At 50.3% G+C, this 26,272-nt stretch carries 22 protein-coding genes; 12 read left to right on the forward strand and 10 right to left on the reverse strand.

From position 1 onward, the window contains the following. Positions 1-53: 53 nt before the first annotated feature. Together LZD49_RS12860 and LZD49_RS12865 are read right to left on the reverse strand one after the other, a co-directional pair. A complete protein-coding gene (locus tag LZD49_RS12860) occupies positions 54-1,397 on the reverse strand; it encodes a D-arabinono-1,4-lactone oxidase (protein WP_234667866.1) in 1,344 nt (447 codons plus the stop codon). An 83-nt stretch (positions 1,398-1,480) separates the two neighbouring features. Further along, positions 1,481-2,968 carry a PLP-dependent aminotransferase family protein gene (locus tag LZD49_RS12865; protein WP_234667868.1) on the reverse strand — a complete coding sequence of 496 codons (1,488 nt, stop codon included), beginning with the start codon at positions 2,966-2,968 and terminating at the stop codon, positions 1,481-1,483. A gap of 69 nt (positions 2,969-3,037) precedes the next feature. Between LZD49_RS12865 and LZD49_RS12870 the strand changes: the two genes are divergently transcribed. Then, on the forward strand, positions 3,038-4,990 hold the full coding sequence (locus LZD49_RS12870) for a TonB-dependent siderophore receptor (RefSeq protein WP_234667870.1): 1,953 nt from the start codon (positions 3,038-3,040) through the stop codon (positions 4,988-4,990). Positions 4,991-5,042: 52 nt separating this feature from the next. After that, the gene (locus LZD49_RS12875; RefSeq protein WP_234667872.1) at positions 5,043-5,816 is read left to right on the forward strand and encodes an alpha/beta fold hydrolase; all 774 of its coding nucleotides are present in this window, start codon (positions 5,043-5,045) and stop codon (positions 5,814-5,816) included. Here LZD49_RS12875 and LZD49_RS12880 read toward each other — a convergent pair. The 4 genes from LZD49_RS12880 to LZD49_RS12895 all read right to left on the reverse strand — a co-directional run bounded on the left by LZD49_RS12880 (position 5,791) and on the right by LZD49_RS12895 (position 9,080). Then, complete coding sequence (locus LZD49_RS12880; RefSeq protein ID WP_234667874.1) at positions 5,791-6,792, reverse strand: NAD(P)H-quinone oxidoreductase; 1,002 nt, start codon at positions 6,790-6,792, stop codon at positions 5,791-5,793. The two genes, LZD49_RS12875 and LZD49_RS12880, sit on opposite strands and share 26 nt — an antisense overlap. Beyond that, entirely contained in the window at positions 6,789-7,163 is a 375-nt protein-coding gene (locus LZD49_RS12885) for a YccF domain-containing protein (protein WP_234667876.1), read from the reverse strand. The genes LZD49_RS12880 and LZD49_RS12885 overlap by 4 nt, the downstream gene beginning before the upstream one ends. A gap of 61 nt (positions 7,164-7,224) precedes the next feature. Beyond that, positions 7,225-7,890, reverse strand: coding sequence for a pseudouridine synthase (locus LZD49_RS12890; RefSeq protein ID WP_234667878.1), 666 nt, complete (start codon positions 7,888-7,890; stop codon positions 7,225-7,227). A gap of 110 nt (positions 7,891-8,000) precedes the next feature. Further along, complete coding sequence (locus LZD49_RS12895; RefSeq protein ID WP_234667879.1) at positions 8,001-9,080, reverse strand: DUF3500 domain-containing protein; 1,080 nt, start codon at positions 9,078-9,080, stop codon at positions 8,001-8,003. A 143-nt stretch (positions 9,081-9,223) separates the two neighbouring features. Between LZD49_RS12895 and LZD49_RS12900 the strand changes: the two genes are divergently transcribed. The 6 genes from LZD49_RS12900 to LZD49_RS12925 all read left to right on the forward strand — a co-directional run bounded on the left by LZD49_RS12900 (position 9,224) and on the right by LZD49_RS12925 (position 16,346). Further along, positions 9,224-10,570 (forward strand): deoxyguanosinetriphosphate triphosphohydrolase, encoded by a 1,347-nt coding sequence (locus LZD49_RS12900; protein WP_234667881.1) that lies wholly within the window; start codon positions 9,224-9,226, stop codon positions 10,568-10,570. 108 nt (positions 10,571-10,678) lie between these two features. After that, complete coding sequence (locus tag LZD49_RS12905; RefSeq protein WP_234667883.1) at positions 10,679-11,800, forward strand: FIST signal transduction protein; 1,122 nt, start codon at positions 10,679-10,681, stop codon at positions 11,798-11,800. Then, positions 11,800-13,146, forward strand: coding sequence for an ATP-binding protein (locus tag LZD49_RS12910; protein ID WP_234667885.1), 1,347 nt, complete (start codon positions 11,800-11,802; stop codon positions 13,144-13,146). The genes LZD49_RS12905 and LZD49_RS12910 overlap by 1 nt, the downstream gene beginning before the upstream one ends. A gap of 31 nt (positions 13,147-13,177) precedes the next feature. Continuing rightward, positions 13,178-13,609 (forward strand): response regulator, encoded by a 432-nt coding sequence (locus tag LZD49_RS12915; RefSeq protein ID WP_234667887.1) that lies wholly within the window; start codon positions 13,178-13,180, stop codon positions 13,607-13,609. Positions 13,610-13,641: 32 nt separating this feature from the next. Then, complete coding sequence (locus tag LZD49_RS12920; RefSeq protein ID WP_234667889.1) at positions 13,642-15,645, forward strand: response regulator; 2,004 nt, start codon at positions 13,642-13,644, stop codon at positions 15,643-15,645. A 176-nt stretch (positions 15,646-15,821) separates the two neighbouring features. Next, the gene (locus tag LZD49_RS12925) at positions 15,822-16,346 is read left to right on the forward strand and encodes a Panacea domain-containing protein (protein WP_234667891.1); all 525 of its coding nucleotides are present in this window, start codon (positions 15,822-15,824) and stop codon (positions 16,344-16,346) included. 105 nt (positions 16,347-16,451) lie between these two features. Here LZD49_RS12925 and pdeM read toward each other — a convergent pair whose 3' ends face one another. From pdeM to LZD49_RS12945, 4 genes are read right to left on the reverse strand one after another with little or no spacing between them, the layout of a single operon-like run. Further along, on the reverse strand, positions 16,452-17,093 hold the full coding sequence (gene pdeM, locus LZD49_RS12930; RefSeq protein ID WP_234667893.1) for a ligase-associated DNA damage response endonuclease PdeM: 642 nt from the start codon (positions 17,091-17,093) through the stop codon (positions 16,452-16,454). After that, positions 17,083-19,545, reverse strand: a complete 2,463-nt coding sequence (locus LZD49_RS12935) for a ligase-associated DNA damage response DEXH box helicase (protein WP_234667895.1) — start codon at positions 19,543-19,545, stop codon at positions 17,083-17,085. Before LZD49_RS12935 ends, pdeM begins: the two co-directional genes overlap by 11 nt. 21 nt (positions 19,546-19,566) lie before the next feature. Next, entirely contained in the window at positions 19,567-21,165 is a 1,599-nt protein-coding gene (locus LZD49_RS12940; RefSeq protein WP_234667897.1) for an ATP-dependent DNA ligase, read from the reverse strand. Then, the gene (locus tag LZD49_RS12945) at positions 21,162-22,271 is read right to left on the reverse strand and encodes a ligase-associated DNA damage response exonuclease (protein ID WP_234667900.1); all 1,110 of its coding nucleotides are present in this window, start codon (positions 22,269-22,271) and stop codon (positions 21,162-21,164) included. The genes LZD49_RS12940 and LZD49_RS12945 overlap by 4 nt, the downstream gene beginning before the upstream one ends. A 158-nt stretch (positions 22,272-22,429) precedes the next feature. Here LZD49_RS12945 and LZD49_RS12950 point away from each other — a divergent pair, with 158 nt between their 5' ends. From LZD49_RS12950 to LZD49_RS12965, 4 genes are all read left to right on the forward strand, one after another. Further along, a complete protein-coding gene (locus tag LZD49_RS12950; protein WP_234667902.1) occupies positions 22,430-22,828 on the forward strand; it encodes a DUF5618 family protein in 399 nt (132 codons plus the stop codon). Positions 22,829-22,900: 72 nt separating this feature from the next. Then, the gene (locus LZD49_RS12955; RefSeq protein WP_234667904.1) at positions 22,901-24,076 is read left to right on the forward strand and encodes an ABC transporter substrate-binding protein; all 1,176 of its coding nucleotides are present in this window, start codon (positions 22,901-22,903) and stop codon (positions 24,074-24,076) included. Beyond that, positions 24,073-25,125, forward strand: a complete 1,053-nt coding sequence (locus tag LZD49_RS12960; protein ID WP_234667907.1) for an iron ABC transporter permease — start codon at positions 24,073-24,075, stop codon at positions 25,123-25,125. The genes LZD49_RS12955 and LZD49_RS12960 overlap by 4 nt, the downstream gene beginning before the upstream one ends. Further along, positions 25,122-26,159 carry an ABC transporter ATP-binding protein gene (locus tag LZD49_RS12965; protein ID WP_234667910.1) on the forward strand — a complete coding sequence of 346 codons (1,038 nt, stop codon included), beginning with the start codon at positions 25,122-25,124 and terminating at the stop codon, positions 26,157-26,159. The genes LZD49_RS12960 and LZD49_RS12965 overlap by 4 nt, the downstream gene beginning before the upstream one ends. The last annotated feature ends 113 nt before the right edge of the window (positions 26,160-26,272 follow it).

Genomic DNA, 26,272 nt, shown 5'->3' on the forward strand with positions numbered 1-26,272 from the left:
TGGTTTACTTATGGAAGATGAGTCACATCTAGGTAAACGCTTCACGCAGTGATTTAATTCGCAAACACATTCAAATTCAGGAATGCATTGCGAAATTTTCCTTTCGGGTCCATCTGCGCCGCCAGCTCCCTGAATTCGGGCAGTTTTTCATACCGTTTTTCGAGTATTCCCGGTGAAACGGTAAACAGTTTGCCCCAATGCGGCCGCGCGTTGAACGGCGCGAGCTCTTTCTCGATCACCGGCAGCAACTTGCTCACCGCCGGCCAATCCTGCTTCCAGGTGAAATGGATCGCCACCGAATCCTGCTTGTAGCACGGGCTCAGCCAAAGGTTGTCGGCCGCAATGGTCCGCACCTCGGAAGTGAACAAATGCGGGCTGATCTGACTGCCCAATTTGGAAATCGCCAGGATAGCGTCCACTGCATTTTTGCGCGGCACAAAATATTCCGTCTGCAATTCCTTGCCGCTGCTGGGCGTGAAACCCATTTTGAAATGCGGCATCCGCTCGTACCAGGGCCCCGGCACACCCATTTGCTCGGTGCAGTTTTCGGCCGAAAGCTCCGGGATCGGGTGCATGTTTTTGGTGGCCAGTTTCGCCCCGAAAAACTCTTTCGCTCCCGAAGGCTGACCCTGGCCTGTTTTGAACTTCACCCACACCTCGGTAATGTCGTCGGTAGCCCAGTTTGTAAATAAACTCACACTGTCCCCGCTTGACTCTATTTCATCAAAATGCGCTTTCAGTTGGGCTAATGGCAGGTTTTCATACACATATTGCCCCATCAAAAACGTCGGCTGCACCGAAAGCGTCAATTTTGTAATGACCCCCAATGCGCCCAGATGCACTACCGCCGCATTGAATTTTTCTCCATCTTTTTCCCTGCTCAAATTGACCACTTCGCCCTCCGCCGTCACCATTTCCATAGCCGTTACCGCCGTAGCCAGGTTTCCGTTTTTCTCGCCCGAACCATGCGTGGCCGTGGCGCACGCGCCCGCCACTGAAATGTGCGGCAGCGATGCCAGGTTGTGTAATGCAAATCCCTTCTGATGCAGGTAAGGGCTTAATTGCCCGTATTTCAGCCCGCCATTGACGGTCACCGTCTTGTTTTTGGTGTCCAGATCGATCTGTTCGTCGGCACCGACTATCGTAATGAACTGGTCTTTTGTATCGGCAATGTCATTGAAACAATGCCTGGTACCGAGCACTTTCAGTTTGGGATACTTCTTCACCAGATCGCGGACCTGCTGGACGTTTTTGCCTAAATCCAATTTTTCGGTACTGTATTCGAGGTTGCCTGCCCAGTTGCGGAGCTTGTCGGCATTAGCCCAGCCGGCCAGCGGAGAAAGTAATGGAGCCGTCATTAATGCGGATGAAATTTTGATGAAAGTACGTTTGTTCATGCGGCAGTCAGGTTGAAATGCACGAATAGGAATTTATCCCAAATTAGTTGAATAAATCAGCATTCCAACCCGGCGCAGGCGGATCAGGCTGTCTTTTCCAATGCGGTTTTCAAGATGTCGGCGGCTTCGCGCAGTTCCTTTTCGTCGAGGTTTCCGAAACCCAGCCGCATGGCGCTGAGCCTGCCGGTCTGGAAAAGCAATGTTTGAGGTAAATGCAAGTTTTCGCGCAGGCATTCCTTGCTTACGCGCATGAGGTTCACGTCGCGCCGCCACTCGGTCCAGATCGCCAGGCCGCCCGGCGGGGCTTTGAAAGAAAGGAATGCCTGGAAATCGTTTTCGAGCAACTGCGCAAACAGGTCGCGTCGCTGATGGTACACTTTCTGAGCTTTTTTGATATGTCGCTGAATTTCACCTTCATCGAGCAATTCGGCCAAAGCCTGTTCCATCATCAGGTCGCCCTGGCGGTCGATAATGCGCCGAATCTTTCCCAATTCGCGGATCAGGTTCTGAGGCGCCACCAGGTAGCCGGAGCGCAACCCGGGCGCCAGCGCTTTGCAGAATGAACCGACATACACCACCATCCCGGCGCCATCGGCACTCGCCAGCGGCAGCACCGGGCTGCTGTTGTAGTGAAAATCGTAATCGTGATCATCTTCGAGAATGATAAAACCATATTGCACGGACAAATTCAGCAACTCCACCCGCCGCTCGGCACTCAGGGTAACCGTCGTCGGATAGTGGTGATGCGGCGTAATGTACAACATCCGGATCGGCGTGTGTTCGCAAAGCTGCCGCACTGCATCTACCGAAATGCCCTGGTCATCCACCGGCACCGAAAGGATATTCGCGCCAGCCTGTTGAAAAATCATATTGGCAACATAATAGCTCAGATCCCCAACCACCACATTGTCGCCCTTTTTGAGCAATAGCGTCGAAGCAAGGTAAATGCCCATTTGAATGCCCCGGGTCGTAATAATATTCTCTGCGCCAATGTGCAGGCCTCGGGTATTGTTGAGGTAGGCCGCCAGCCGCTCGCGGAACCAGATATTGCCTTCTACGTGTGAATAAGAGAGGTATTTTCGGTTATTATTCCTTCTTAAAACGCTGGAATAGGCTTTGGCCAGCTTGTCCATCGGTGCGAGGCGTACGTCTGGAAGACCGTCGGTAAACTCCAAATCTACACGCGAAAGCGATACGGGCCGGTCGAGCAGCATACTTTCTTCGAATGCAAAGCCCGTCTGCCGGGGATATTGTTTTAAATCACTTACATGGGCAGGCAACGCGCTGCCCCGGACTACCGGGCTCTTCCGGGTCACGAATGTGCCACGGTTGGGCAGCATCTCGATCCAGCCCTGGGCGTCGAGTTCGTTATAGGCAGCAACGACGGTCTTGCGGTGCACATCGAGCATTTCCGCAAGTGAACGGGTACCAGGCAGTTGCACACCCGTCACTAGCACGCCACGCTGGATGGCATTGATCATTTGATGGGCGATCTGCAAGTAAACTGGCGTGCCGGACTGGCGATCCAGCAGGATCACATTTTTAAAAGGAATTTCAACCGGACTACTCATTAGATTCAAACCGGAGCATGGATACAGTCCGGCAAGGTAATAGTTTTGTATCGAAATCAATACCCCTTTATGAAACCACATTACATCGCCACCACCTTGTTTTTGCTACTGACCGGTACGCTCTGCCTGGCCCAGGAAATATCGCTCGACCCGGTCACGGTCACCTCGTCGCTGATCGAAAAACGCGCTTCGCAAACCGGCCGGAACATTGCCGTCATTAAAGGCGAATATTTTCAGCAATTGCCCGTGCACAGTATTGATGACCTGTTGCGCTACGTTCCGGGCGTTGAAATCCAGACCCGCGGCCCACAGGGTTCGCAAAGCGACATCGTTTTGCGCGGCGGCACATTCCAGCAAGTACTGGTCATTCTCGACGGTATCCGTCTCAACGACCCGAATACGGGCCATTTCAATAGCTACATTCCCATTTCACCCGCCGAAATCGACCGCATCGAGGTGCTGAAAGGCGCATCGTCCGCATTGTATGGTTCGGATGCCGTGGGCGGGGTAATCCATGTGATATCCAAAACCTTTGCCGCGCGGCTTTCGGGCAATGCAGATGGTGATCCGGTGCAAAAAACGCAGGTGAACGGAGCATTAGGCGCCGGGGAATACGGCGCGTTCAATGCGAATGTGGGTGCATTTGTGCAACGCAATAAGCTCGCAATTTCGGGTGGCTATTTGTCCAACCATGCTTCCGGTGTGCAGCAACGAGGCATCAAGGGCTATTTCCACAACAATACAGCCTCATTGTCGCTTAGCTACGCCATTTCCCCCAACTGGAACATTGCCGTTCGCAGCGCATACGACCACCGCGATTTTGCAGCGCAGAACTTCTATACAGTGTTAAAATCGGACACGGCGAGTGAGAAAGTAAAAATGTCGTGGAACCAGGTAAGATTAGGTTATCAAAAGAACAAAACGGCTTTTTCAGTGGATGCGGGCTATAAATCGGTGCAGGACACTTATTTGTTCAACCCACATTCCATTGCCAATAGCAGTAAATCGAAACTTTGGCAGGGCCTGGCTACCTTGCAGCAGGGCATTGCTGCAAGCGCCAACCTGATTGCCGGTATCAACTTCCAGCAACGCAATATCGCCTCCAACGACCGCGGTAACCATACCTTGAACCAGCTCGCGCCCTTCGTTTCGGTAGTGCAAAGCATTGGTGAGCATTTCACGGTTACTCCTTCCGTCCGCGTCGATTGGCGGGAGCATATCGGCACCGAAGCTTCACCTCAAATCAACCTTTCTTACAAAAAAGCAAGCTGGCAGCTGCGGGCAAGCGCCGGCAAGACTATCCGCGACGCCGATTTTACGGAGCGGTTTAACAATTACGCCAAAACACTCGTCACCGGCGGCAGCGTCGGCAATCCCGACCTGAAAGCGGAACGCTCATTCAGCTATGAAGCAGGGGCCGATTGGTTTCTGACGAGCAATGCGACGTCGCAGCTCAAAGTTTCGGGTACATTCTTCCAGCGCCGCCAAAAAGATCTGATCGACTACGTTACAACCCCATATGCGCAAATGCCGCGTAAGGATAACCTCTCGCCGACCGGCACATTCGGCCTTGCATTGAACATCGCCGAAGTGAATACAACCGGTTTTGAGCTTGATATCCAATCCGCTAATACGATTTCCGACAATCAAAAATTGCTTTTCAATGCAGGCCTTACCTGGCTTGATAGCGACAATAAAAGTCAGATTCAATCATTTTACCTGTCGTCACACGCCAAATTCCTGGCCAATTTCTCGGCCATTTACCAGATCGGCGGTTTCTCATTGAGTTTGACTGGTTTGTATAAAAAACGTGCAGAGCGGGAAGCGTCTGCCATTGAAGCGGTTATTTCAAAAAATTACTTCCTGCTCAACGCCCGCGCCGAATATGCATTCCTAAAACGGCAGTTGGGGATATTTGTCCAGGCCGACAATGCTTTCGACAAACAGTACAGCGACGTGCTGGGGTCGGTCATGCCGGGCCGCTGGCTGATGGGAGGCGTGCGGTTTAATTTTGCCAGATAGCAGGGCACCGTTTTTGCAGGAGTTCGTATATTCGAAGTGAACGCACCCATTTATGTTTTCGAATATCTGTAACTCCTGCTTGCTATTGGCACTACTTTCATTTTCCGGCTTAGAGGCCAACGGTGGAATTGACAGCGCGGAAGAACATTCTGCGGCTAAAAAAATGAATGTTTACTTCATTAGCGGCCTCGGCGCCGACGAGCGCGTTTTTACCAAATTGAAGCTCGATCCAAGGCTGGATGTGAAGTATATTAAGTGGGTCAAGCCGCTGAAAAGGGAAACGTTGCAGCACTATGCAGCCCGTTTGAGCAAGCAGATCGACATGTCGCAGCCCTTCCAGCTGGTAGGATTGTCTTTTGGAGGCGTGATTGCCTCGGAAATCGCAGATGTCGCTTGTCCGCAGCAGGTTACGCTCATTTCGAGCATGTCTACCGGCGTCCCGCTTTCGCGTTTTTATCAGTTAGTGATCCGGTTCTTTTTGTTTTCGCCACTATCGGCTCCGACGCTGAAATCAGCCAACCGCTTGACGTACAGCTATTTTGGAGCCGACACGCCGGAATTAAAAAAGCTACTCAAAGATATTCTGCATGATACCGACAGCAAATTCCTGAAATGGGCATTGATCCGGATGAGTGGCTGGGGAAGAAAAGATCGTGCGGAAAACCTGTTTCACATTCACGGAACCGCCGATAAACTGATCCCTATCGTCATTGTAAAGCCCGATATGGTCATCAAAGACGGCGGACATTTAATGGTGTACGCCCAGGCCGATCAGATTTCAAAGATCCTCAACGACCGGCTCACGACCATTCATTCAGTAGAATGATTTTTCCAATATGATCGCTGCTTTCCATTAATGCATGCGCTTTGGCAGCCTCGTCAAGCGGAAACGTTTGTGCGATTACCGTCTGGAATTGTCTGCTTTCCAAAACCGGCCACACCTGTGTTCTGATCTCTGATGTCAATGCAGTTTTAAATGCGTTATCCCGGTTTCGCAGCGTGCTTCCGGTGATGGTCAACCGCTTGCGCATAACCAGTCCGAAATCCACTTCGTCGGGCCCTTTTACCTTGGAACCGTTCATGGTATTGATAAACACCAAACGGCCCTCCTCTCGTAGCAAACGCAGGTTTTTGGGAATGTAATCGCCTCCTACCATATCCAGGATCACGTCGGCACCGAGTTCCCTGAGCTGTTCTTCAAAATCGGCAGTTTTGTAGTTCAAGCTGATATCAGCGCCTAATGCATCGCAGGCACTGCACTTTTCATCCGAGCCTGCTGTCGTGAAAACCTGTGCACCGAATACCTTGGCCAGCTGAATGGCTGTAATGCCGATTCCGCTGCTGCCGCCATGCACAAGAAACCGCTCACCGGCCTGCAAACGCCCTCTTTGGAATACATTATGCCAAACAGTGAACACGGTTTCCGGCAACGAAGCGGCTTTTACAAAGCGATCGCCGCGGTCAAAACTTTCGGGCACGGGCAGGCAATGGCCTGCTTGCGCAATCACGTATTCCGCGTACCCACCACCGGTAAGCAATGCGCATACGGCGTCGCCCGGCTTCCATGCTGTTACATCCGGGCCCACTTCCTCAATCGTCCCGGCTACTTCCAGTCCCGGAATGTCCTGAGGCGCTCCCGGAGGTGGCGGATAATTTCCTTTTCGCTGGAAAACATCCGGCCGATTCACGCCCGCGGCAAATACCCGGATGAGCACCTCTGAACCAGTCGGGTACGGCATTTCTACTTCTCGGGGCTGCAATACTTCCGGTCCACCGGGCTGGGTAATGACAATGGCTTTCATGACGAGTATATTTCTTTTCCAAACGGCGCGAACGACAGGCTCATGAGCTTGAAATGCTGCTTCGCGAAAGGTAATCCGATGATGGTGATGGCGAGTAAAATGCCGAAAATCAAATGCGTAAGGGCAATCCAGATGCCCCCCAGGAAGATCCAGACGATATTGAAAATGGTGGACAAACAACCCGAGTCGCCCGGAATATCGCGTACATGCTGGCCGAACGGGAACAGCGTCATGATCCCGATCTTAAAACATTGAATGCCGAAAGGAATGCCGACGATGGTGAGACAAAGGGCGAGCCCGGCGACCATATATTCGAGAAAAACGACAAATCCGCCAAAAATAAGCCAGATGATGTTTCCGATGAAGTTCATGACGTGATCAGTTTAGAAGTCCGATATGTAACTAATAGGCTAAAACTAATCCTGCCGGCAACTAATGTGCCGGATTTTCGATGGACGGCTCCCTAGCTGAACGGTCGGCCGAAATCGGTGACTTCCAGTTATCTATTTTCAACAACCTGAAAAACTCCTCCTCTTCGATCTCTCTCACGCCCCCCGAGGGCAGGTCGCCCAGTTCCAAATCCTCGATACTGGCACGGATCAGCCGTTTGCAGCGATGCCTGGCCACACGCACCATTTTTCGCACCTGGTGGAATTTCCCCTCTGTCAAAGTAATGCTGAGCCAGGTATTCGGCACATGGGATTGGGTCTCGTTCTGATGTTTGTTTAAAATTGCAGGCCGGTCGATGATCTCCACCTCGCAAGGTGTGGTTGTGTAGTAAACACCCCCTTTAATGCGGATAGGAATGCCGCTGCGCAGTAATTCCACCGTTTCGGGCGAAACGATATGGCCTACATTCACCCAGTAAGTACGCTTGTGCGGCACTTCGCCCTGGAACAGCAGGCTTGTAACTCTTTTATTGGTAGTCAGGATCAGCAAGCCCTCCGAAAGATTATCGAGCCGCCCCACCGCATGCGTCCCCTCCGGAAACTCAAAATCCAGATCCCCCAGCAACCGCACCTCGTCCGAGCTCACGAATTGGGAAACCATATTGGGTGGTTTGTTGATAATGAAGTAACGGTGTGGTGTTGGAGTCATTGATATTTAAAATTTCCACTCCAAATGTTCGGGATCCTGATGACTATTCCAAATAGCCAGGATGTGAATTTTTGTTTCCGTCTCTTCGTCGAGCTCTCGTGCGCACTTCCTCACTTCTTATGCCCCGCTTCATAATGCGCCTGCAACAAATCCTCCCCAAAATCACTCGTCAAATCGCGCACAACCGAGTGGATATGATTTCCCCCATTCTGCGTGTTATCGAACTCGATGAGGAATGTCGGTCCGTGGATGCGGTAGTAGTGGCCGTGGCCGGTGCCGATTTCGGGTTGCTGGTCGCCGAGCCAGGCGAAATGGATCTTGTCGAGGCCGTTCTTTTCGAGTTCGGCCCACTGCTGACTTTTGAGCGTGACGTGGTAGCGTTGCAAATATGCCATGATGAGTTTTTTAAATGTCGCTTTTTGAGCCGCATTCAATTCGCCCATCGCAATGCCCTCCACTTTAGCCAGCGAAGCCTTTCTTGCATTGGAAGTAAATATCTCGTTAGGTGCTTTGGCACCGAGATTTGCTTTTGCCAGCTGTGAGGCATCGAGGCTGTGGAGCAGTTCGAACGCCATATCTTGTTCTGCTTTCAGGATGCGCTTGCCTTTCTGGGGCACGTCGGCCATGACCTGACCTGGGTTGCTGCCCATAAAACTGGGCGTGTAGGTGATCTGATTGTCGACCGACGAGAAGTGCAGCGATAAATGGTGCCCTTCCACCCGCCAACCCCAGGGCTCTTTCCCAGGCGTGCCGAAAACGAGGAAAGCATAGTTTTCAGGATCGCGGTAGGTGTCGTTGGCCGGGCGTGATTCGACTACGCGGAGCACGTTTTCAAGGTCGATGATCTGCTCGGCTTTGCTGTAACCTTCCTGGCTGAGCACCACACGGATCATCGCCATTGCAGCTTTTTGCTGCGCAGGGTTCATAGTTTTGAAAGTAATCCCTTTGCGGGCGCGCGGCGTGAAGTTCCAGTCGAAACGGGCGAGGTCGGGGTAGGGAAGTTCGGTCTCTTTTCGCTGCTCGGCAGACAGGGTTTTCAAAAACGCGGTTACCGCAGTATGCATTTCGCGGGCGAGCTGGTCGTCATTTTGCGTTACTTTCCTGCTCAATAATGGTTTGGCCAAAGTTATTCGACTTTCGATTCCGGCTATCATCAATCCTAAACAGAAATACCAGACTAACTTTTTCATATCGCTTCGGTTTGAAATAAATCTTTGTGTATTATCTCGTTAAAAGCCCGCTCCTTATCCGTTTCTACCTGAAAACCACATTACCCCATTTCGGTCATTTTTTCCGTGAAAGCCATTAGTTTTGCGGTTTATTTGAAATCAATATGATGAAGTGGGAACAACTGCTGTCCGCGAAACGCTGGGGCAGTGAAGACAAATACAATGCCGATCCGGCAGAAGCGCGCTCGGAGTTCCAGCGCGATTACGACCGGCTCATCTTCTCATCTCCTTTCCGCCGGTTGCAGAACAAAACGCAGGTCTTCCCCCTTCCCGGAAGCATTTTTGTCCATAACCGACTTACACACAGCCTGGAAGTGGCCAGCGTGGGTAAATCGCTTGGGCGGATATTCTATAATCATTTAAAAACCCATGATCAGCACGTCGATGAGACACTACCACTGATCAGCGAGATCGGGAATATTGTGTCGGCCGCCTGCCTCGCGCACGACCTCGGTAATCCAGCCTTTGGGCATTCGGGGGAGGCCGCTATTTCGCATTATTTCACAGATGATGACGGTTTGAAATACCAAAGTGAGGTCAGCGAAGTGCAATGGGCAGACCTCACCCATTTCGAAGGAAATGCGAACGCCATCCGCATTCTCACGCATCCGTATGCCGGCAAGGGTTACGGCAGTTTTGCATTGACCTACTCCACGCTCGCAGCGATCGCCAAATATCCGTGCGAATCGCTCGCCGGGCATCAGAAAGCGAATATTTATACCAAAAAATATGGTTTCTTCCAGTCCGAACAGGCTGGTTTTAAGAAAATCGCCAACGAGCTGGGCCAGTCGCAGGTCTCGGATTTGCCGCTGGTTTATAAACGACATCCGCTGGTATACCTGGTGGAAGCGGCAGACGATATTTGCTACAATATTATTGACCTGGAAGACGCACACCGGCTCAAAATCCTCTCTTACCAGGAAGTAGAAGCGTTATTGCTCGCGCTCTGCAACGATCCGCGGATGGCGGCACGCCTTGCGGAGATTGAAGATGACGATGCAAAAATCGGACTGCTGCGCGCCAAATCAATCAGCACGCTTATCGGCGTCTGTTCGGAACTGTTTATCAATGAACAACAGACCATTCTGAATGGTGATTTCAATGCCAGCCTGGTCGACCGCATTCCTGAACCTCACCGTTCGGCTATGAAAGAGATTGCACGGGTTTCAGTACAAAAGATTTACAACTATTCATCCGTGGTGCAGATCGAAGTGGCGGGTTATAAGGTAATGGGTGGGCTGCTGGAAGAGTTTATTCCTGCATATCTCAACAATAACTCGCATTACACACGGAAATTGGTAGACCTTATTCCTAAACAATTTATCACAAAAAGCACTGATACCTATACAAGGATCCAGACCGTTCTCGACTTCGTATCGGGCATGACCGACCTCTATGCAGTAGAATTATTCCGCAAAATCAAAGGGATTTCATTCCCATCTATTTCGTAGTGGTTTTCCATTTACCGTATGCGTACAGTGCCAAGCGTAAAAGTAGTTCGTTCTCAAAAGTTTTATGTAAATTGTAGATCGAATTAAAAGCCGCAACCACCTGTACTTATGCAGATTGAACAGTTTGTCTATTCCGATAAGCCGTCTGAAATCCCGTTTTCGTTTTCCCCGCAATTGCTTTTCATATTCGGCAACAGGGAATTGCTGGAAACTACGGGCATTTCAGAGCATCTGGCAGCGCAATATCCCGAAGCCATTTTCTCGGGATGCTCCACCGCCGGTGAGATCGCCAATGTATCGGTAAAGAATCATTCTATGGTCGTTACGGGTATTGCTTTTGATCATGTCGCCGTCGAAAGCTCGAAGATCAGCCTCGAAGACATTGGCTTCGATAGCTCCGAAGCTGGAAAGCAACTGGTTTCCAAGCTTTCAGCCAAAGATCTCAAACACGTTTTCGTTATTTCGGACGGCCTGAAAGTGAACGGCACCGACCTCGTAAAAGGCATGTCGGAGGGATTAACCGATGGAGTGACCATTACGGGTGGCCTGGCTGGCGACGGTTCGCAATTCTCCCGTACAATAATTATAGAACCCGATGGAAAAGTGGCGACCGAAAGTGTGGCTGCAATTGGGTTTTATGGTGATAAACTTTCGATCGGCTTCGGTTCGCGCGGTGGTTGGGACAGTTTTGGTCTCGACAGACAAGTGACCCGTTCCAAAGACAATATACTTTATGAAATCGACGGACAGCCCGCGCTGGATCTTTATAAATCGTTTCTGGGAGAAAAAGCGAAGGACTTGCCGGCATCAGGGCTCCTGTTTCCGTTAAGTATGCGGGACAAAGAAGACCGTGTGCCTGTGGTACGGACGATTTTGGGCATTAACGAGGATGAAAAAAGCCTGACGTTTGCCGGCGATATCCCCGAAGGTTCGTTTGTACGGCTAATGAAAGCTAATAACGACCGGCTTATCAACGGCGCGGAAGAGGCGGCCCAGGAGGCGGCGCGAGGCCTCGGTAATAATCCGGAATTTGCGATTCTGGTAAGTTGTGTAGGACGTAAACTGGTGCTGAAACAAATGGTGGAAGAAGAAGTCGAATGCGTTTCGCAAGTGCTGAATGGACCTGTTATGACCGGCTTTTATTCCTATGGCGAACTGGCGCCATTTAACCGCGGCTCGCTGTGCGAACTGCATAACCAGACCATGACGATCACTACTTTCCGTGAATAATGTCCATGCAAACCCTGGAACTGACCGAAACCAACTACCACCGGCTCTTAAAGCGGCAAATCAGGAAATCATTGCCTCCTGAGCTTGCCGAACATCCTGATATTCAAGAATTTTTACTGACTGTAAATCAAGCCTATACCGAGTACCAGGATGACCTGGCGCGGATGGAGCTGATTTTGGAACAAAGTTCGGGCGAGCTTTTTAAAGCCAACCGCGAGCTAAGCCGCATTGCACAGGAAAAAACCGAAGAGGCCGCGCTGACGAGCAAGAGGCTCGAAGAAGTGGTAGGCAGTATTTCCGAGGTGCTCGTGCAGCTGGATCGCGAGGGGAATTTCACCTACCTCAACCCGGCTTGGGAAAGCATAACCGGCTATCCGGTGAGTGCCAGCCTGGGGCAAAGTTTTACAGGTTTTTTCGCGACGCTCGAATCGAGGGAAAAGCTTGTTGAAATACTTACAGTGGAAACCGACACCAACGAAGAAACCGTGCGACTGATTACCGCCGACGGACAGGAAAAATGGCTGGGCATTTCATTAAGTCCCTATTATGCCAATGACGATCATATCGGTTTCACAGGCACACTTGCCGACGTCACGGCGCGCGTGACAGCCGAAACAAAACTGCAATCCTATACCCGCGACCTGGAACGCATCAATGCAGAACTCGACCAGTTCGCTTATGTGGTAAGCCACGATTTGAAGGCACCGTTAAGGGCTATCAACAACCTGTCGGAGTGGATCGAGGAAGACATCGGTGATATGCTTGAAGGAGAGACTAAGGACCAGTTCAGGTTACTTCGAGGGCGCGTGCACCGGATGGAGAACCTCATCAACGGCATTCTCTCCTACTCACGGGCGGGACGGATGAAGACCGTGAAAGAGAAGTTTCTCATTAAGAATCTGGTGGATGAATTGTGTGAATCATTCAGTACCAAAAAGCCGCTCACATTCCAGATTGAAGGAAATGCAGGCACAGAAATCGAGGCGGAGAAAATTGCATTAACCCAAATTCTGCAAAACCTGATTTCCAATGGTATCAAATATAACGACAAGGCCGAAATCGACATTACCATTGGCTGGAAGGACCTTGGGACACAGTTCGAATTTTACGTAGGCGACAATGGGCCGGGAATCAGCCCCGAGTTTCATGAGCGGATATTCATCATTTTCCAGACATTACAAGCCCGCGACGAAGTGGAAAGTACCGGGGTAGGGCTCGCCATTGTTAAAAAAATCCTCGACGAGAAACATAGCACAATCAGAATCGACTCGGTAATGGGCGAAGGGGCGAAGTTCTTTTTCACCTGGCCGAAAAACGAAGGAAAGGACATCGAGCATGTCAAATGACCCATCTCAATTAATAACAAAATACAATAAAATGTCCTTTTCCAATCCTGTTCCGATGACCATATTACTGGTAGAAGACGATGAAGTAGATGTGATGAATGTCAAGCGGGCGTTCAAGAAGAACAATATTTCCAATCAGCTCGTTGTCGCATCCAACGGCATTGAAGCCCTGACCTTGCTCCGGTCAGAAAATCCCGAATATTCGAAACCAAAAATCGTATTGCTGGACCTGAACATGCCTAAAATGGGCGGTATAGAATTCCTGAAAGAGATCAGACAGGACCCCGCGCTCAGCAAGTTGTCTGTTTTTGTAATGACCACCTCCAACGAAGACAGTGACAAAATCGATGCATTCAATCTGAACGTGGCCGGTTATATCCTCAAACCTTTGTCGATGGATCGGTTTATAGCAGCGGTATCCACTCTAAACAGCTATTGGACTTTGTGTGAGTTTCCTGAGTAACATCATTTCACCACTATAATCTTAAGCACAATATGAGCCCCCTATCCATCCTGCTCGTTGAAGACGATGAAATTGACGCCATGAAACTAAGCCGTGCGATCAGCAGGGCGCAAGTTGAAACGGGGGAAATCAGAATATGCAAATATGCCGAGGAAGCACTCCGGATGCTTGACGTCTGGACTCCAGGTTGTATTTTTCTCGATTACCAATTACCCAGGACAAATGGGCTTGAATTGCTCAAAACGGTCAAGAAGCGTGCGCCTCACCTGCCGGTGATCGTGCTTACATCACATGGCGACGAGCGCATTGCCGTGGAGATGATGAAAGCTGGCGCGCTGGATTACTTTCCCAAATCGGAGATCAACTCCGAAAAGCTCACGAAAGCCTTCCATACTATGAGCCATATGCTCGAAATGGAGAAAGGCCGCGAAGTAGCGGAGCACGAATTGGCTGAAAAAGAGGAATTCATTAATAAAGTTGCCTTACTATCGCCTAACATCATCTATGTCATAGACATAGAAAACTGGACTAATATTTTTCATAACAAACAGATCTGGAAGATATTAGGCTATTCGGAATACGAGGTGGAAACCGACACCAGAAAAGGTTTGGCACTCATTATCAATGAGTTAGACCAGCACACTTTTCGAAAGCATTACAACCATATGCGGTACTACGTAAAGGATGCCGAAGTGGTCGAGAAAGAATTCCGGCTAAAACATAAGAATGGCTCGGAAATCTGGATCATTACACGTGAAGTACCATTTAAGAGAAATGCAAGAGGGCGGGTCCAGGAAGTGCTGGGCACAGCTATCGATATTACGTCACGTAAAATTGCGGAGCGGGAACTGATCCAGGCCAAAAAGGACGCCGAAGAGGCGACCCGGATCAAATCGGATTTCCTTTCGACAATGAGCCACGAGATCCGCACGCCAATGAACGCGATCATCGGTTTTACCGACTTGCTTCTTTCGAGCGGCTTTACCGGTCAGGAACAGCAATATTTGAACACGATTAAATATTCCGCTGATAATTTGCTGGTTATATTAAATGACATTCTCGACTTTTCGAAGATCGAGGCGGGTAAATTCGGGCTTGAAAACTTCGAATTCGACCTGCGTGAGAAGCTGGGTTATCTGATGAAAACTTTCGAGATCCGCGCAAGGGAAAAGTCGATCGACTTTTCCTTCGAGTGCGCCCGCGATGTGCCGCAGATCGTCATGGGAGATCCCTACCGGCTCAACCAGATCATGGTTAATCTGATCGGTAATGCCATTAAATTCACCGAGGAAGGCGGATTTGTAAAGGTATCAGTGCACCTCGATGAAGACCATGGCGACAACGTCGACCTGAAGATTGATGTATCCGATTCAGGGATAGGCATTTCAGAGGACAATTTGAATCTCATTTTTGACAGTTTTTCACAAGCCCATAATAATAATGCAACCCGCAATTTTGGCGGTACAGGGCTGGGTTTGAGCATTACCCGCAAAATCACCCAGCTTATGAACGGCTCTATCTCCGCCAGGAGCAAGCTAGGCGAAGGCAGCACATTTACTGTGGTGCTGCGGGTTGGTAGGGGACGGACTTCGTATGAAGAGGAAAAAACCGATGCGCCGCTGACATTGTCATTAAAAGGCTATCGCATTCTGGCTGCCGAAGACATTCTCGCCAACCAGATTTTGCTAAAACACCTGCTCAATAAATGGGAAGCCCAATTTGTGATCTGCAACAATGGTAAGGAAGTGTTACACACACTCGAAACCGACGATTTCGATTTGATACTAATGGATATTCAAATGCCGGTGATGGACGGTGTAACGGCTATGAAGAAAATCCGCAGCTCATATCCGCGCCATCATAACGTGCCTGTTATCGCGCTTACCGCCGATACTTTTGCCGAGACCACACCTGAAATTGTGGCTTGCAATTTCAGCGGTTTCGTTACCAAGCCGTTTAAAGCTGATGAGCTGATCAGGGCGATTAATCAGCATCTGGAGGTGAAGGTTTCTACGAAACAGGTAGCGGTTGGGTGACGTAATTGCTCCTATATCCAGGCTCTCACCCCCTTCGACATGGGCAGCCTAAACCGGTTGACTATTGACATGCAACGGCTGATAAGTAGCCTCGTAGATTTGCAAGTATGCAAAATCAGGACACTTCTTCTGACTTCAAATTAGATTATACTTGTTAGTAACTATGCACTATCATCATGAAAACTTATAACTACAAAAAAGCAGTTCAGCTAATCAGCTACTTCGCCGCATACAATAAAGGCACTATCAACAAAATGAAAGCGCTTAAATTGATCTGGCTGGTTAATCGATTGCACCTCCGAAGATATGCGAGAACAGTAACTGGTGACACTCATTATGCCATGGAATGGGGAGCGGTTCCCTCCAATACTAAGGATATGATTGAAGGTAAAACGCCTGTCCAATCAATCGAAAACCTTTATTTTGATCAATACCTGACATTAGACGGGCACAATGTCAAAACAAAACAAGAGGTAAATAAGAAGGTCTTCTCGGAAACTGACCTTGAAGTGGCCGATGAAATTTTGAACAACTACAACGAACTCGACCAGTTCGAACTGGCAGATTATTCCCACCACTTTCCTGAATGGAAACGGTTTCAGAAAAAGATCGAAGAGTCGGGATCTAGCTACAAGATGGACATTAACTGTGTGGAAGCGTTACCGACTTTGAATTTCAAAAGATCGTTCGAGGACTTTTGATTAGCAGGCGTATTGATGAGGAATTTAAAGACGCACTCCGCGAGCTGTTGCTGAACGAAAAAACATGATTTTGGGCTCCGGATAGAGGTTACTGATGCAACCTTACTAACAAACCGAGAACACCTTCGTGTCCGTGGTAATGTAGATCTTCCGATCATCTGCGAGGCCCATTTGATAACCGCCGGTAAAAACCCCGAAACTTGGCAGAATCGCCTGGTGCTTGTCGATCACAAAACATGGTAGCCGCACGCTTTGGCGGCCTTTGCCGTAGGAGGTAAAAACGGGATGAACGTGGCCGGCGAAGACGAATTTTACAGGATCGAAATGCTCTTTGGGATGGTGCGTAAAGACGAATATATCCTCCTCATAATCATTTACATAAACCTGCAAATCACATTCAAGCAACAGGCTTACCGGAAGAATATCGTGGTTGCCCATGACGATGATCATTTCCATGTAGTGATGCTCGGCGCGCCACTCGCGGAACGTTTCCCATTCGGAGTTGTATTGGTTGTGAAAAAGGTCGCCCAGGAAGATGATACGGGTAGCGCCGGTTTGCTGTACAACCTCATTGAGCCGCTCAAAATTGTTGGCGGCGGCGTTGTTCGGGATGGCGATGCCTTCTTTTCTGAAATGCGTTACTTTACCTAAATGCAGGTCGCCGATCAGTAATGTTTGCGTTTCTTCCCAAAAAATGGCCCTTTGCGTCAATAATAAAAAATGGTTGCCTCTGATCTCAATCTGCATTCCCGTACTGTTTGATCATTTTCTGGATCCTGTCGTCCAGTTTTTCCGAAGTTAATTGTTCCCGCAGCCTGTCAACCATGATCGGAAAGGAAAATGGCGTCGGCCTGTCGGTATTTTGTATGACTATTTTCTGATGCTCGATCCGTTTGAGCGCCTCGCGCATGCGGACTTCTTCAAGTTGGTAAGTCAAAACTTCCTGGTATGCCTGCTTCACGAGCAAATTGGCGTCTTCATATTTGCTCATTACCGTGAACAGCAACGAGCTGGAAGCCTGCAACTGTTTCGTTTTGAGATACTTGCCCGGATACCCCTGGAACATCAGGCCGGCAATGGCTGCTATTTCGCGAAATTTTCGTTTCGCCATCTCCGTCGCGTTCACGCTTTGGTAAATGTCGTCTACCAGGTGCTTGGTCGAGAAAAGATCCGTTTCACCCAGAATTTCGGCGATATTCACATACTGATCACTTAACAACTCAAACCCGTAATCGTTCATCGCCACCGAAAATGTGATCGGCCGCAACTGGCTGATACGGTAGGCGAGCAAAATCGACATTCCCTCATGCACAAGCCGGCCTTCGAACGGAAATATAAAGATATGATATCCCTCCCGTGTTTCGCATTGCTCGATCAGCAGTTCATTGGTTTTCGGGATTACCGAACGCTTTGCCTGTAATTCGAGCAGCGGTTGCATTTTGGCCAATTCCAGCTCCTTATGCGGGTTTTCAATGGCATCAGCAAGGCGCTCACGGATGAATGCGGAAAGTTGAGACGATAGCGGCATGCGCCCGCCCGCCCAACGCACGAGGAAACCCTTTTTGCCTTCTGCCTTTTTCACCGTCACCGTCAGTTCATGGATACGGACGAACTCTACGCTCATTCCTGCAAAGAAAAACACGTCGCCCGCTTTCATCCACGTCACAAACGACTCTTCCACCGACCCCAGATATTTGCCGCTCTGCAACTTTACTTTCATTGAAACTTCCGATACAATGGTGCCCATGCTCAGCAAATGCCGGTGGGCAATGCGGCGGCTCGTGACCATATAGCGCCCATTTACCCGCTCCACTTTTTTGTATTCGTCATACACCGTGAGCGACGAGCTGCCCGTGGTGATGTAGCCTAAAAGCCATTCCCATTCCTCGCGGTTAAGATATTGGTAACCATACGCATTGCGAACTTCCTCGAACAACTCGGCCTCGTCAAACCCCTCGCCTACTGCCAAAGTCATCATCCATTGAGCCAATACATCGAATGCGTGAGCCACCGGTGGCCGGTCTTCGATCATATTCTGCGCCACGCCTTCTCGCAACGACACCGCTTCAATCAGTTCCAATGCATTCGTGGGACAAAAATAAATCTTGCTATCCACACCCGGCTGGTGCCCGCTCCGCCCCGCCCGCTGCACAAACCGCGCAATGCTTTTGGGACTGCCTACCTGAATAACCGTATCCACAGGTCGGAAATCCACGCCCAAATCGAGACTTGCCGTGCATATCACCAGTTTCAATCGCTCATCGTGCAATGCTTCCTCCACCCAGTCGCGGATCTCGCGATCGAGCGACGCGTGGTGCAATGCCATAATGCCCGCAAATTCAGGGTATTTTTCAATAATGGTACGGTACCAAATCTCGGTTCCCGAGCGGGTGTTGGTAAAAAGCAACGTCGTCCGGCTCTTGTTCACCACTTCCACAACCTGGTCCACCAGCCTGATCCCCATATACCCCGACCATGGAAGCGTCTCCACTCGCTCGGGAATGATACTTTCGACCAGGATTTTTTTCTCGGTATTGGCCCGGACAATCACAGCGTTTTCTTCCGGGAAATTCATTCCGAGCAGCACCTTCTTCGCTTCTTCGAGGTTACCGATCGTAGCTGAGATGCCCCACGTTTGCAAACCTGGATTGATGGTGCGCAGGCGTGCTAATGCGAGCTCCGTCTGCGTGCCGCGCTTGCTGCCCATGAGCTCATGCCACTCGTCGATCACGACGGTATGCAGGTTTTTGAAGAATTCGGAGGCATTCTTTTGGGTGAAAAGCAGGTGCAGGCTCTCCGGGGTGATGATGAGCGCATCGGGCATTTGCTTTTTCTGCTGGTTGCGCTCGCGCATGCCCGTATCACCGGTTCGGATGCCGACACGCCACGTAAGGTTCATTTCCAGCGCCGCTGTTTCCATATTCCGGAAAAGGTCTTTCGAAAGCGCCCGGAGCGGGGTGATCCAAATTACCTGCAAGCCTTTTTTGGTCTTTAACGGCTTTTTAGGAAGCGAATTAATATGCCGGATCAAAATCGGCAGCCATAGCGAATAGGTCTTCCCGCTACCCGTAGGTGCATTCACCAGCCCACTTTTCCCTGCCAGATACTCCGCGGCCGCCTCCTTCTGAAAGGCCGCCCACTTCCACTTTTTATTTTTAAACCATTGCTCAACAATGCTATGTCCGCGGGATTTGGTCAAGGGAAAAATTATTTTGGATTATTATTTATAATTATACAAAATCTCCTTCAAACTCTCCAAACTATCCGCCTCATCGGCCTTTTTGTCCTTACGCCACCTTAGAATACGTGGGAACCTCACTGCAATTCCAGATTTATGTCGCGAAGATTCATTGATCCCTTCAAAGCCAATCTCAAAAACCAGCTCCGGTTTTACCGTCCGGACGGGGCCGAATTTTTCAAGGACATTGCGTTTGATAAAATAATCTACCTGGCCGATTTCAACGTCGGTAAGGCCGGAATAGGCTTTGGCGAACGGAACGAGCTTGCCGTCTTCACCCCAGACAGCAAAGGTGTAGTCGGTAAAAAGTTCTGCGCGGCGGCCGGAGCCTTTTTGGGCGTAAATGAGCACGGCGTCGACGCTTAATGGATCGATTTTCCATTTCCACCAGTCACCTTTCTTCCGGCCGACCTGATAGGTACTCGCCTTGCGCTTGATCATGAAGCCCTCCGCAATATGCTCGCGGGACAACGGATGAAGGTCCCGCAACTCCTGCCAATCTTTGAAATTGATCAATGGTGAAAGGTTGAAATGTAACTGCGCTGGTACATTCGCATGGATTGTTTCCAGTTGAATGCGACGTTGTTCCTGCGTCAATCCGCGGATATCGACGCCGTTTGCTTCCAGAATGTCGTAAGCCAGAAATGCAACCGGTGCTTCTTCCAGCACTTTTTTAGAGAGATTTTTACGTCCAATGCGGGTTTGCAGCACATTGAAAGGCATCGGACGGCCGTCGGCATAAGTCACAATTTCGCCGTCGAGTACAGTTCCATCAGGCAAAACATCACTCAGGAAATGCAGTTCGGGGAATTTTTCGGTGGATAGTTCCTCCCCTCTCGTCCAGATAAACAGCTCGTTGTGCCTGTAAATGATCTGCGAACGGATGCCATCCCATTTCCATTCTGCAAACCAGTCCTCCGGCTCGCCCAATCCCGAAACGTCGCCTTCGATCGGATAGGCGAGGAAAAACGGGTAAGGCCGGGACGCATTATCGTTTTCTCCCTTGTCGAGAATTAGCTGTTCGAATGTCGTTTCGAGCGGGTCCCACTGGCCCATGACCCGGTGTGCGATCACATTCGAATCCGTTTCGGTGGCTTCGGCGAGGGCGCGTACAACGAGCGTCTGCGAAACACCGATCCTGAAACTACCCATGAGCAGCTTGTTGAACACGAATGTCTCGTGCTGGGAAAGCTGCATCCAGGCTTGCAAAATATGGTCGTGCTTTTCCTCGTCCGTCATTCCGGGCAGCATTCCGAGGTAGTGGAACCATTCGGAAAGCGATTTATCAGAACCGCCGGTACTCGTGCGCGGCAGGAGCAGCGAAATCGTTTCACCCAAATCCCCCACGCTGTGGTAGCTTTCCTGGAAAAGCCACATCGGCACGCCTGCTTCTTCTGCGGCCCACTCTTTGACCTGCGTCCGGTTTACTTTGAAGGACGGTCGGCGGCCGGTAAACAACGTCAGTGCCCACAGTTTGTCGTTGTCGGAGGCCGTCAGAAAGTAATTTTTAAGTAGTTCGACTTTCGCGTTCGTCTTGTTCGTGCGGTCGAGGTTCATGAATAGTTCTGCAAACTGTTTCATAGCGCGGCACCGGTTTTATCCTCATTAACCTCTCCATCCAGCTCTCGCTTATGCTCCTGATAAGCATCCAGGCCAGCCGCCGCATCCTGCACGGTTTCTTCTTCCTCATTCTCATCCTCATTGCCATACATCGTACTTACCTCGGCGGCTTCAATGCCATTTTCATTGAGCCAGCGGGAATAAATGCTCGTATAACCGTGGGTCACATACACCTTTTCAGCACCGGATTCCCTGACGGCCCGGTTAAGGTCGGGCCAGTCCACATGGTCGCTCAACACGAACCCCTGATCCACCGCGCGGCGGTTTTTGGCGCCTCTCAATGCCATCCAGCCCGAACAATACCCGACGGAATAAGGCGCAAATTTTTTGATCCAGGTCGTACCATCGGCCGAAGGAGGCGCGAGCACCAGTGCGCCCTTGAATAGCTTTCTGTCTGTCTCTTTGGTCACCAGGGTAAGTTCGGGCAAATCAAAACCCGCTTCCCGCAGCCGCTCATTCACCGTATAAATAGCCCCATGCGCATAAAGCACCGAATCCTGCAAGTGGATATTCTTCAAAATTCGCTGCATTTTCCCCAACGAGTAGCCCATGAGCACGCTGGCTTTCCCATCGGCCCGGTTTTGCGCCCACCAGTTGTCGATTTCAGACATGACCTGCTGCTGGGGCTGCCATTTGTAAATGGGTAATCCAAACGTGGATTCGGTAATGAACACATTGCATTTGACGGGCTCGTAGGGCGTTGCGAAATGATCGTCTTCGAGCTTGTAGTCGCCGCTGGCCACCCAAACCTCGCCCTGGTATTCGACCCGCACCTGCGCTGAGCCGACAATGTGCCCGGCCGGGTGAAGGGAGAATTTGACGCCATTGATCATAAATTTTTCCCCATACTGCACCGTTTGCAGGTTAATATCCTGCCCAAGCCGCAACCGGAGAATAGGCTCGCTGTCTTTGTGTGCAAGGTAATGCTGGCTTCCCCAGCGCGCGTGGTCGCTGTGCGCGTGTGTGATGATCGCTCGGCCAACAGGAATCCACGGATCGATATGGACGTCGGCAACGGCACAGTATATACTTTTTCCGGTAAACTGTAAGAGTGGCTGTTTTGGCATAATAGGGAATTTATCAAAAGTATGCCAAACGACATGGGCCTGCCGCTAAAAAGAGAGCTTGTTGCTAACACACTAGCGCTTTGGAAATTTATTGGTAATTTGAGTGTTACTTTGTTTGAAATCGTTCGTATTAAGATTGGATAAACTAATACAACACTATGGAACAATTGGAGCAATACGATCTTTCCCTTACACCGGCGCAGGAAGCAGAGCGATATCTCGAAAATGCAAGACAGATCCTGACCAAGAAAGCTGGCAAGAGAGATGGACTATATGCGGATATTAAGTATGTAAAAATGGCCGCAGGCACCGCTTATTCGGCGTCATTGCTTATTTTGGATGAATATCTGAGGCGCAAAGAGGGTATTCATTTCACAAAACCTAAAAGCATTGAAGATTACACCAGTCGGCTTCGCAAGCATAATAAGAAGTTGCTGACGTTGCTCACCGACGTTTATGACGAACTCCATTTAGCAGGATATTATCATGGAACCCGCTCCGTCAATACGATCCAGACAGGATTAGAAAATGTCAGGCAAATGCTAACCTACATTTAGTTTAAAATAACACCCAAGTAACGATAAGGGAAGGTTTTTCTTAATTTTGATGATCCAATCATTCTTCCCGACATGCTCATACGCCCTTTTCTGATTATCCTCTTTTTGTTGCTCTTGCAGGGTTGCGACAGATCCCGTCAAAATCAGGAACATAAGGAGGCGGGCAGCCATTCAGAAGCAGGCACTTCGTTTCAGACCACCGAAATCCATCACGCGAGAGGGTTTAATATTCAATATTTCAAAGATTTCAAACTCGTCAGCATTATCAATCCGTTCGGCGGGAATGGCGATACTTTGCAATATATACTGCAACGGCCCGGCGCAAAGGCACCGGAGGGTTATCCTCGCGCGCAGCGGATCGAAATTCCTGTCAAATCCCTGGCGGTCATGTCCTCGATGCATGTTGGCTTGCTGGGCTTTCTCGACTCTGAAAATGTGTTGACGGGGCTGGGCAGTTTGCAGTATGTGTATGCTCCGAAGGTCATCGAGATGATTAAGGCGGGGAAGGTTGTCGGTGTAGGGCGCGACCAGGGACTTAATGATGAGAAACTGATTGAAATGCAGCCCGGTGTGGTGATGACGGTCGGTAATCCCGGCGGCAAGATGGACCATTACCAGGTGCTGAAAGAAGCTGGCATTCCCGTATTGATCAATTCTGAATGGGTGGAACAAACGCCGCTGGCGAGGGCCGAATGGGTAAAACTAATGGCCGCGCTGCTCGACAAGGAAGCACTCGTGAATGAAAAGTTCGGAAAGGTTGAATCGGAATACCAACGCCTGGCGACTCTGGCGCAGAAAGCGACGAAAAAACCCACCGTATTGTCCGGATTGAACACCAAAGATGCCTGGTTCCTGCCGGGCGGCAATAGCTACATGGCGCGGTTTTTCAGGGATGCAGGGGCGGATTATCCCTGGAACGAAAGGCCGGAAACCGGCAGCCTTCCGCTAAGCTTCGAAGCCGTTTACCCCTTTGCATTGAAGGCGGATTACTGGCTCAATGTTGGTTTTGACAGCCATGATACCCGAAAAAGCATCATAACCCAAGATGCGCGCTATGCTGATTTCAATGCGATGCGCGGCGGTAAAGTGTACAGCTACAACCGGCTTGTAAGCGATCAGGGTTCCAACGACTTTTTCGAATCAGGCAGCGTGAACCCGCACACGGTATTGGCTGATATGATCCATATTTTCCATCCCGATTTGCTCCCTAACCATCAGCTTGTGTACTATAAACAGCTTCCGGAATGATACAGCCGTTTCATAACAGAAGCTGGGTATTCGTCTTGTTGGGCATTCTGGCCATTGCATTGTTTTGCCTGGACATTATGCTGGGCTCGGTGGCCATCCCATTCAAAGAAGTTTTCCGGATCGTCACAACGGGCGAGTCGGAAAACCGCGCATGGTTATTCATCATTGAAAAAATACGATTACCCAAATCCGTCACGGCCGTTCTGGTTGGATGTGCGCTGTCCGTCAGTGGGATGCAAATGCAAACGTTGTTCCGAAATCCACTGGCCGGGCCGGCAGAACTGGGCATTACCGCAGGGGCTGGTTTGGGCGTCGCGGCTGTGATGCTCGCAGGTGGCAGCAGCGCGAGTATGTACGCGATCAGTCAGTTGGGCATTACCGGCAGCTGGCTCATAATCGGCATGGCTTCGCTGGGTTCTGCATCTGTTTTAGCATTAATCGTCCTCATTGCCGGGCGCATACACGACAACGTGATCCTGCTGATCGTCGGCGTGATGATCGGCACTATAACACTTTCGATCATTAGCATCTGGCAATATTTCAGCCAGCCGGAGCAATTACAGGAATACATCATGTGGACTTTCGGGTCATTGGGTGGTGTTACCGGCTACCATCTATATGTACTAACAGCCGTGGTGGTAATCGGTCTGTTGCTTGCTTTTGCTTCTTCCAAATCCCTGAATGCATTGCTGCTGGGTAAAAATTATGCAAGAAGCATGGGACTCTCCGTCGGTCGCACCCGGTTGCTGATCATGCTGAGCACAAGCCTGCTCACCGGCAGCGTGACGGCCTTCTGCGGGCCAATAGGCTTTGTAGGCATTGCCATTCCACACATAACCCGCTCACTTCTGGGCACATCCAACCACCGGATACTCATTCCGGCCACTTGCCTGACGGGAACTGTGCTATTGTTGGTCTGCGACGTTATTGCCCAGCTTCCCGGAACGCAAACCGTCATTCCGATCAACATTGTAACTTCCCTGCTCGGCGCACCAGTCGTGATCTGGATCATTATCCGGCGCAATAACCTTCGTTCCACATTTTCATGAAAGCGTCTTCCGCAATACTCGAAACCCGTGCATTGGCTATCGGATACCGCTCATCGGGCAACGAGCGAACGGTTGCTTCGTATTTGAATGTACAGCTCCGGCCTGGCGACCTTGTTTGCCTGCTAGGCTCAAACGGAGCAGGAAAATCCACCTTAATGCGCACATTGAGTGGTTTACAGCCAGCCCTGGGAGGTGACATCAGCATCGGTAGCCGACCAATAGGTTCGCTGAAACCCGTTGAACTTGCACAGCAACTCAGTCTGGTGCTGACCGACCGCGTCGACGCGGGTAACCTCACTGCACGGGAAGTTGTCGCGCTGGGCCGGACGCCCTATACCGGCTGGCTGGGCTCGCTCTCTGAAAATGATCACCGGGAAATTACCCGGAGCATTGAGCAAACGGGTATTCAACCGTTGCTCGACCGGCCTATGCACCAGCTTAGCGACGGTGAAAGGCAAAAGGTAATGCTCGCCCGTGCACTCGCACAAGACACGCCGCTGATCCTCTTAGACGAACCAACAGCCCATCTCGACCTGCCCAACCGCGTGGAAATGATGCGGCTCCTGCACACACTCGCCCGCCATGCACGCAAAGCCATTCTGCTAAGCACCCACGAACTGGACCTCGCATTGCAAACCGCCGACGAGCTCTGGCTGATGCACGCCGACGGCACATTGCTAACCGGCTTGCCAGAAGATTTGGTGCTCAATGGCTCTTTCGAAAAGACTTTCGCACGTAATGGTTTCTCCTTCGACCGCTTAACCGGTACTTTCACGATCCATCAACCCGCGGCGCCTGCCAACATCTACATCGAAGGCCCGGAACGGCTGGTATTCTGGGCGAAACGGGCGCTTATGAGGGAAGGCTTGGGCATCAGCAAATACCGCAACGCGCCATGTCGCATAAGCGTTGTTGATAATGATAATGGGTTCGAAGCCGAAATTAGCTTTGAAAATCATTCGCTGAAAGTATCGTCGGTTCAGGCGCTTTTAATGCAATTATGCGTGTTCTTCCCAGAACCGGATCATTTCTAACTTCGGAACTAACCCGATTCTTAGCAAGAAATAGTCCTTTATACCACAAGTGGCCCACTACTCCGGGGCGGCCATTAGCCGGACAAGGAAGTTTTTTCAGAAAGGGTAAACGC

The sequence above is a fragment of the Dyadobacter sp. CY261 genome (assembly GCF_021440085.1).
In the GTDB taxonomy this organism is placed as follows: domain Bacteria; phylum Bacteroidota; class Bacteroidia; order Cytophagales; family Spirosomataceae; genus Dyadobacter.

Excerpts from the sequence above, each read along its gene's own strand:
- LZD49_RS12960 (WP_234667907.1), top strand. The coding sequence starts at position 24,073 with ATGATACAGCCGTTTCATAACAGAAGCTGGGTATTCGTCTTGTTGGGC.
- LZD49_RS12940 (WP_234667897.1), bottom strand. The coding sequence starts at position 21,165 with ATGAAACAGTTTGCAGAACTATTCATGAACCTCGACCGCACGAACAAG.
- pdeM (WP_234667893.1), bottom strand. The coding sequence starts at position 17,093 with ATGCAGATTGAGATCAGAGGCAACCATTTTTTATTATTGACGCAAAGG.
- LZD49_RS12955 (WP_234667904.1), top strand. The coding sequence starts at position 22,901 with ATGCTCATACGCCCTTTTCTGATTATCCTCTTTTTGTTGCTCTTGCAG.
- LZD49_RS12860 (WP_234667866.1), bottom strand. The coding sequence starts at position 1,397 with ATGAACAAACGTACTTTCATCAAAATTTCATCCGCATTAATGACGGCT.
- LZD49_RS12880 (WP_234667874.1), bottom strand. The coding sequence starts at position 6,792 with ATGAAAGCCATTGTCATTACCCAGCCCGGTGGACCGGAAGTATTGCAG.
- LZD49_RS12950 (WP_234667902.1), top strand. The coding sequence starts at position 22,430 with ATGGAACAATTGGAGCAATACGATCTTTCCCTTACACCGGCGCAGGAA.
- LZD49_RS12905 (WP_234667883.1), top strand. The coding sequence starts at position 10,679 with ATGCAGATTGAACAGTTTGTCTATTCCGATAAGCCGTCTGAAATCCCG.
- LZD49_RS12875 (WP_234667872.1), top strand. The coding sequence starts at position 5,043 with ATGTTTTCGAATATCTGTAACTCCTGCTTGCTATTGGCACTACTTTCA.
- LZD49_RS12900 (WP_234667881.1), top strand. The coding sequence starts at position 9,224 with ATGATGAAGTGGGAACAACTGCTGTCCGCGAAACGCTGGGGCAGTGAA.
- LZD49_RS12945 (WP_234667900.1), bottom strand. The coding sequence starts at position 22,271 with ATGCCAAAACAGCCACTCTTACAGTTTACCGGAAAAAGTATATACTGT.
- LZD49_RS12915 (WP_234667887.1), top strand. The coding sequence starts at position 13,178 with ATGTCCTTTTCCAATCCTGTTCCGATGACCATATTACTGGTAGAAGAC.
- LZD49_RS12895 (WP_234667879.1), bottom strand. The coding sequence starts at position 9,080 with ATGAAAAAGTTAGTCTGGTATTTCTGTTTAGGATTGATGATAGCCGGA.
- LZD49_RS12890 (WP_234667878.1), bottom strand. The coding sequence starts at position 7,890 with ATGACTCCAACACCACACCGTTACTTCATTATCAACAAACCACCCAAT.
- LZD49_RS12870 (WP_234667870.1), top strand. The coding sequence starts at position 3,038 with ATGAAACCACATTACATCGCCACCACCTTGTTTTTGCTACTGACCGGT.
- LZD49_RS12865 (WP_234667868.1), bottom strand. The coding sequence starts at position 2,968 with ATGAGTAGTCCGGTTGAAATTCCTTTTAAAAATGTGATCCTGCTGGAT.
- LZD49_RS12925 (WP_234667891.1), top strand. The coding sequence starts at position 15,822 with ATGAAAACTTATAACTACAAAAAAGCAGTTCAGCTAATCAGCTACTTC.
- LZD49_RS12910 (WP_234667885.1), top strand. The coding sequence starts at position 11,800 with ATGTCCATGCAAACCCTGGAACTGACCGAAACCAACTACCACCGGCTC.
- LZD49_RS12885 (WP_234667876.1), bottom strand. The coding sequence starts at position 7,163 with ATGAACTTCATCGGAAACATCATCTGGCTTATTTTTGGCGGATTTGTC.
- LZD49_RS12920 (WP_234667889.1), top strand. The coding sequence starts at position 13,642 with ATGAGCCCCCTATCCATCCTGCTCGTTGAAGACGATGAAATTGACGCC.
- LZD49_RS12965 (WP_234667910.1), top strand. The coding sequence starts at position 25,122 with ATGAAAGCGTCTTCCGCAATACTCGAAACCCGTGCATTGGCTATCGGA.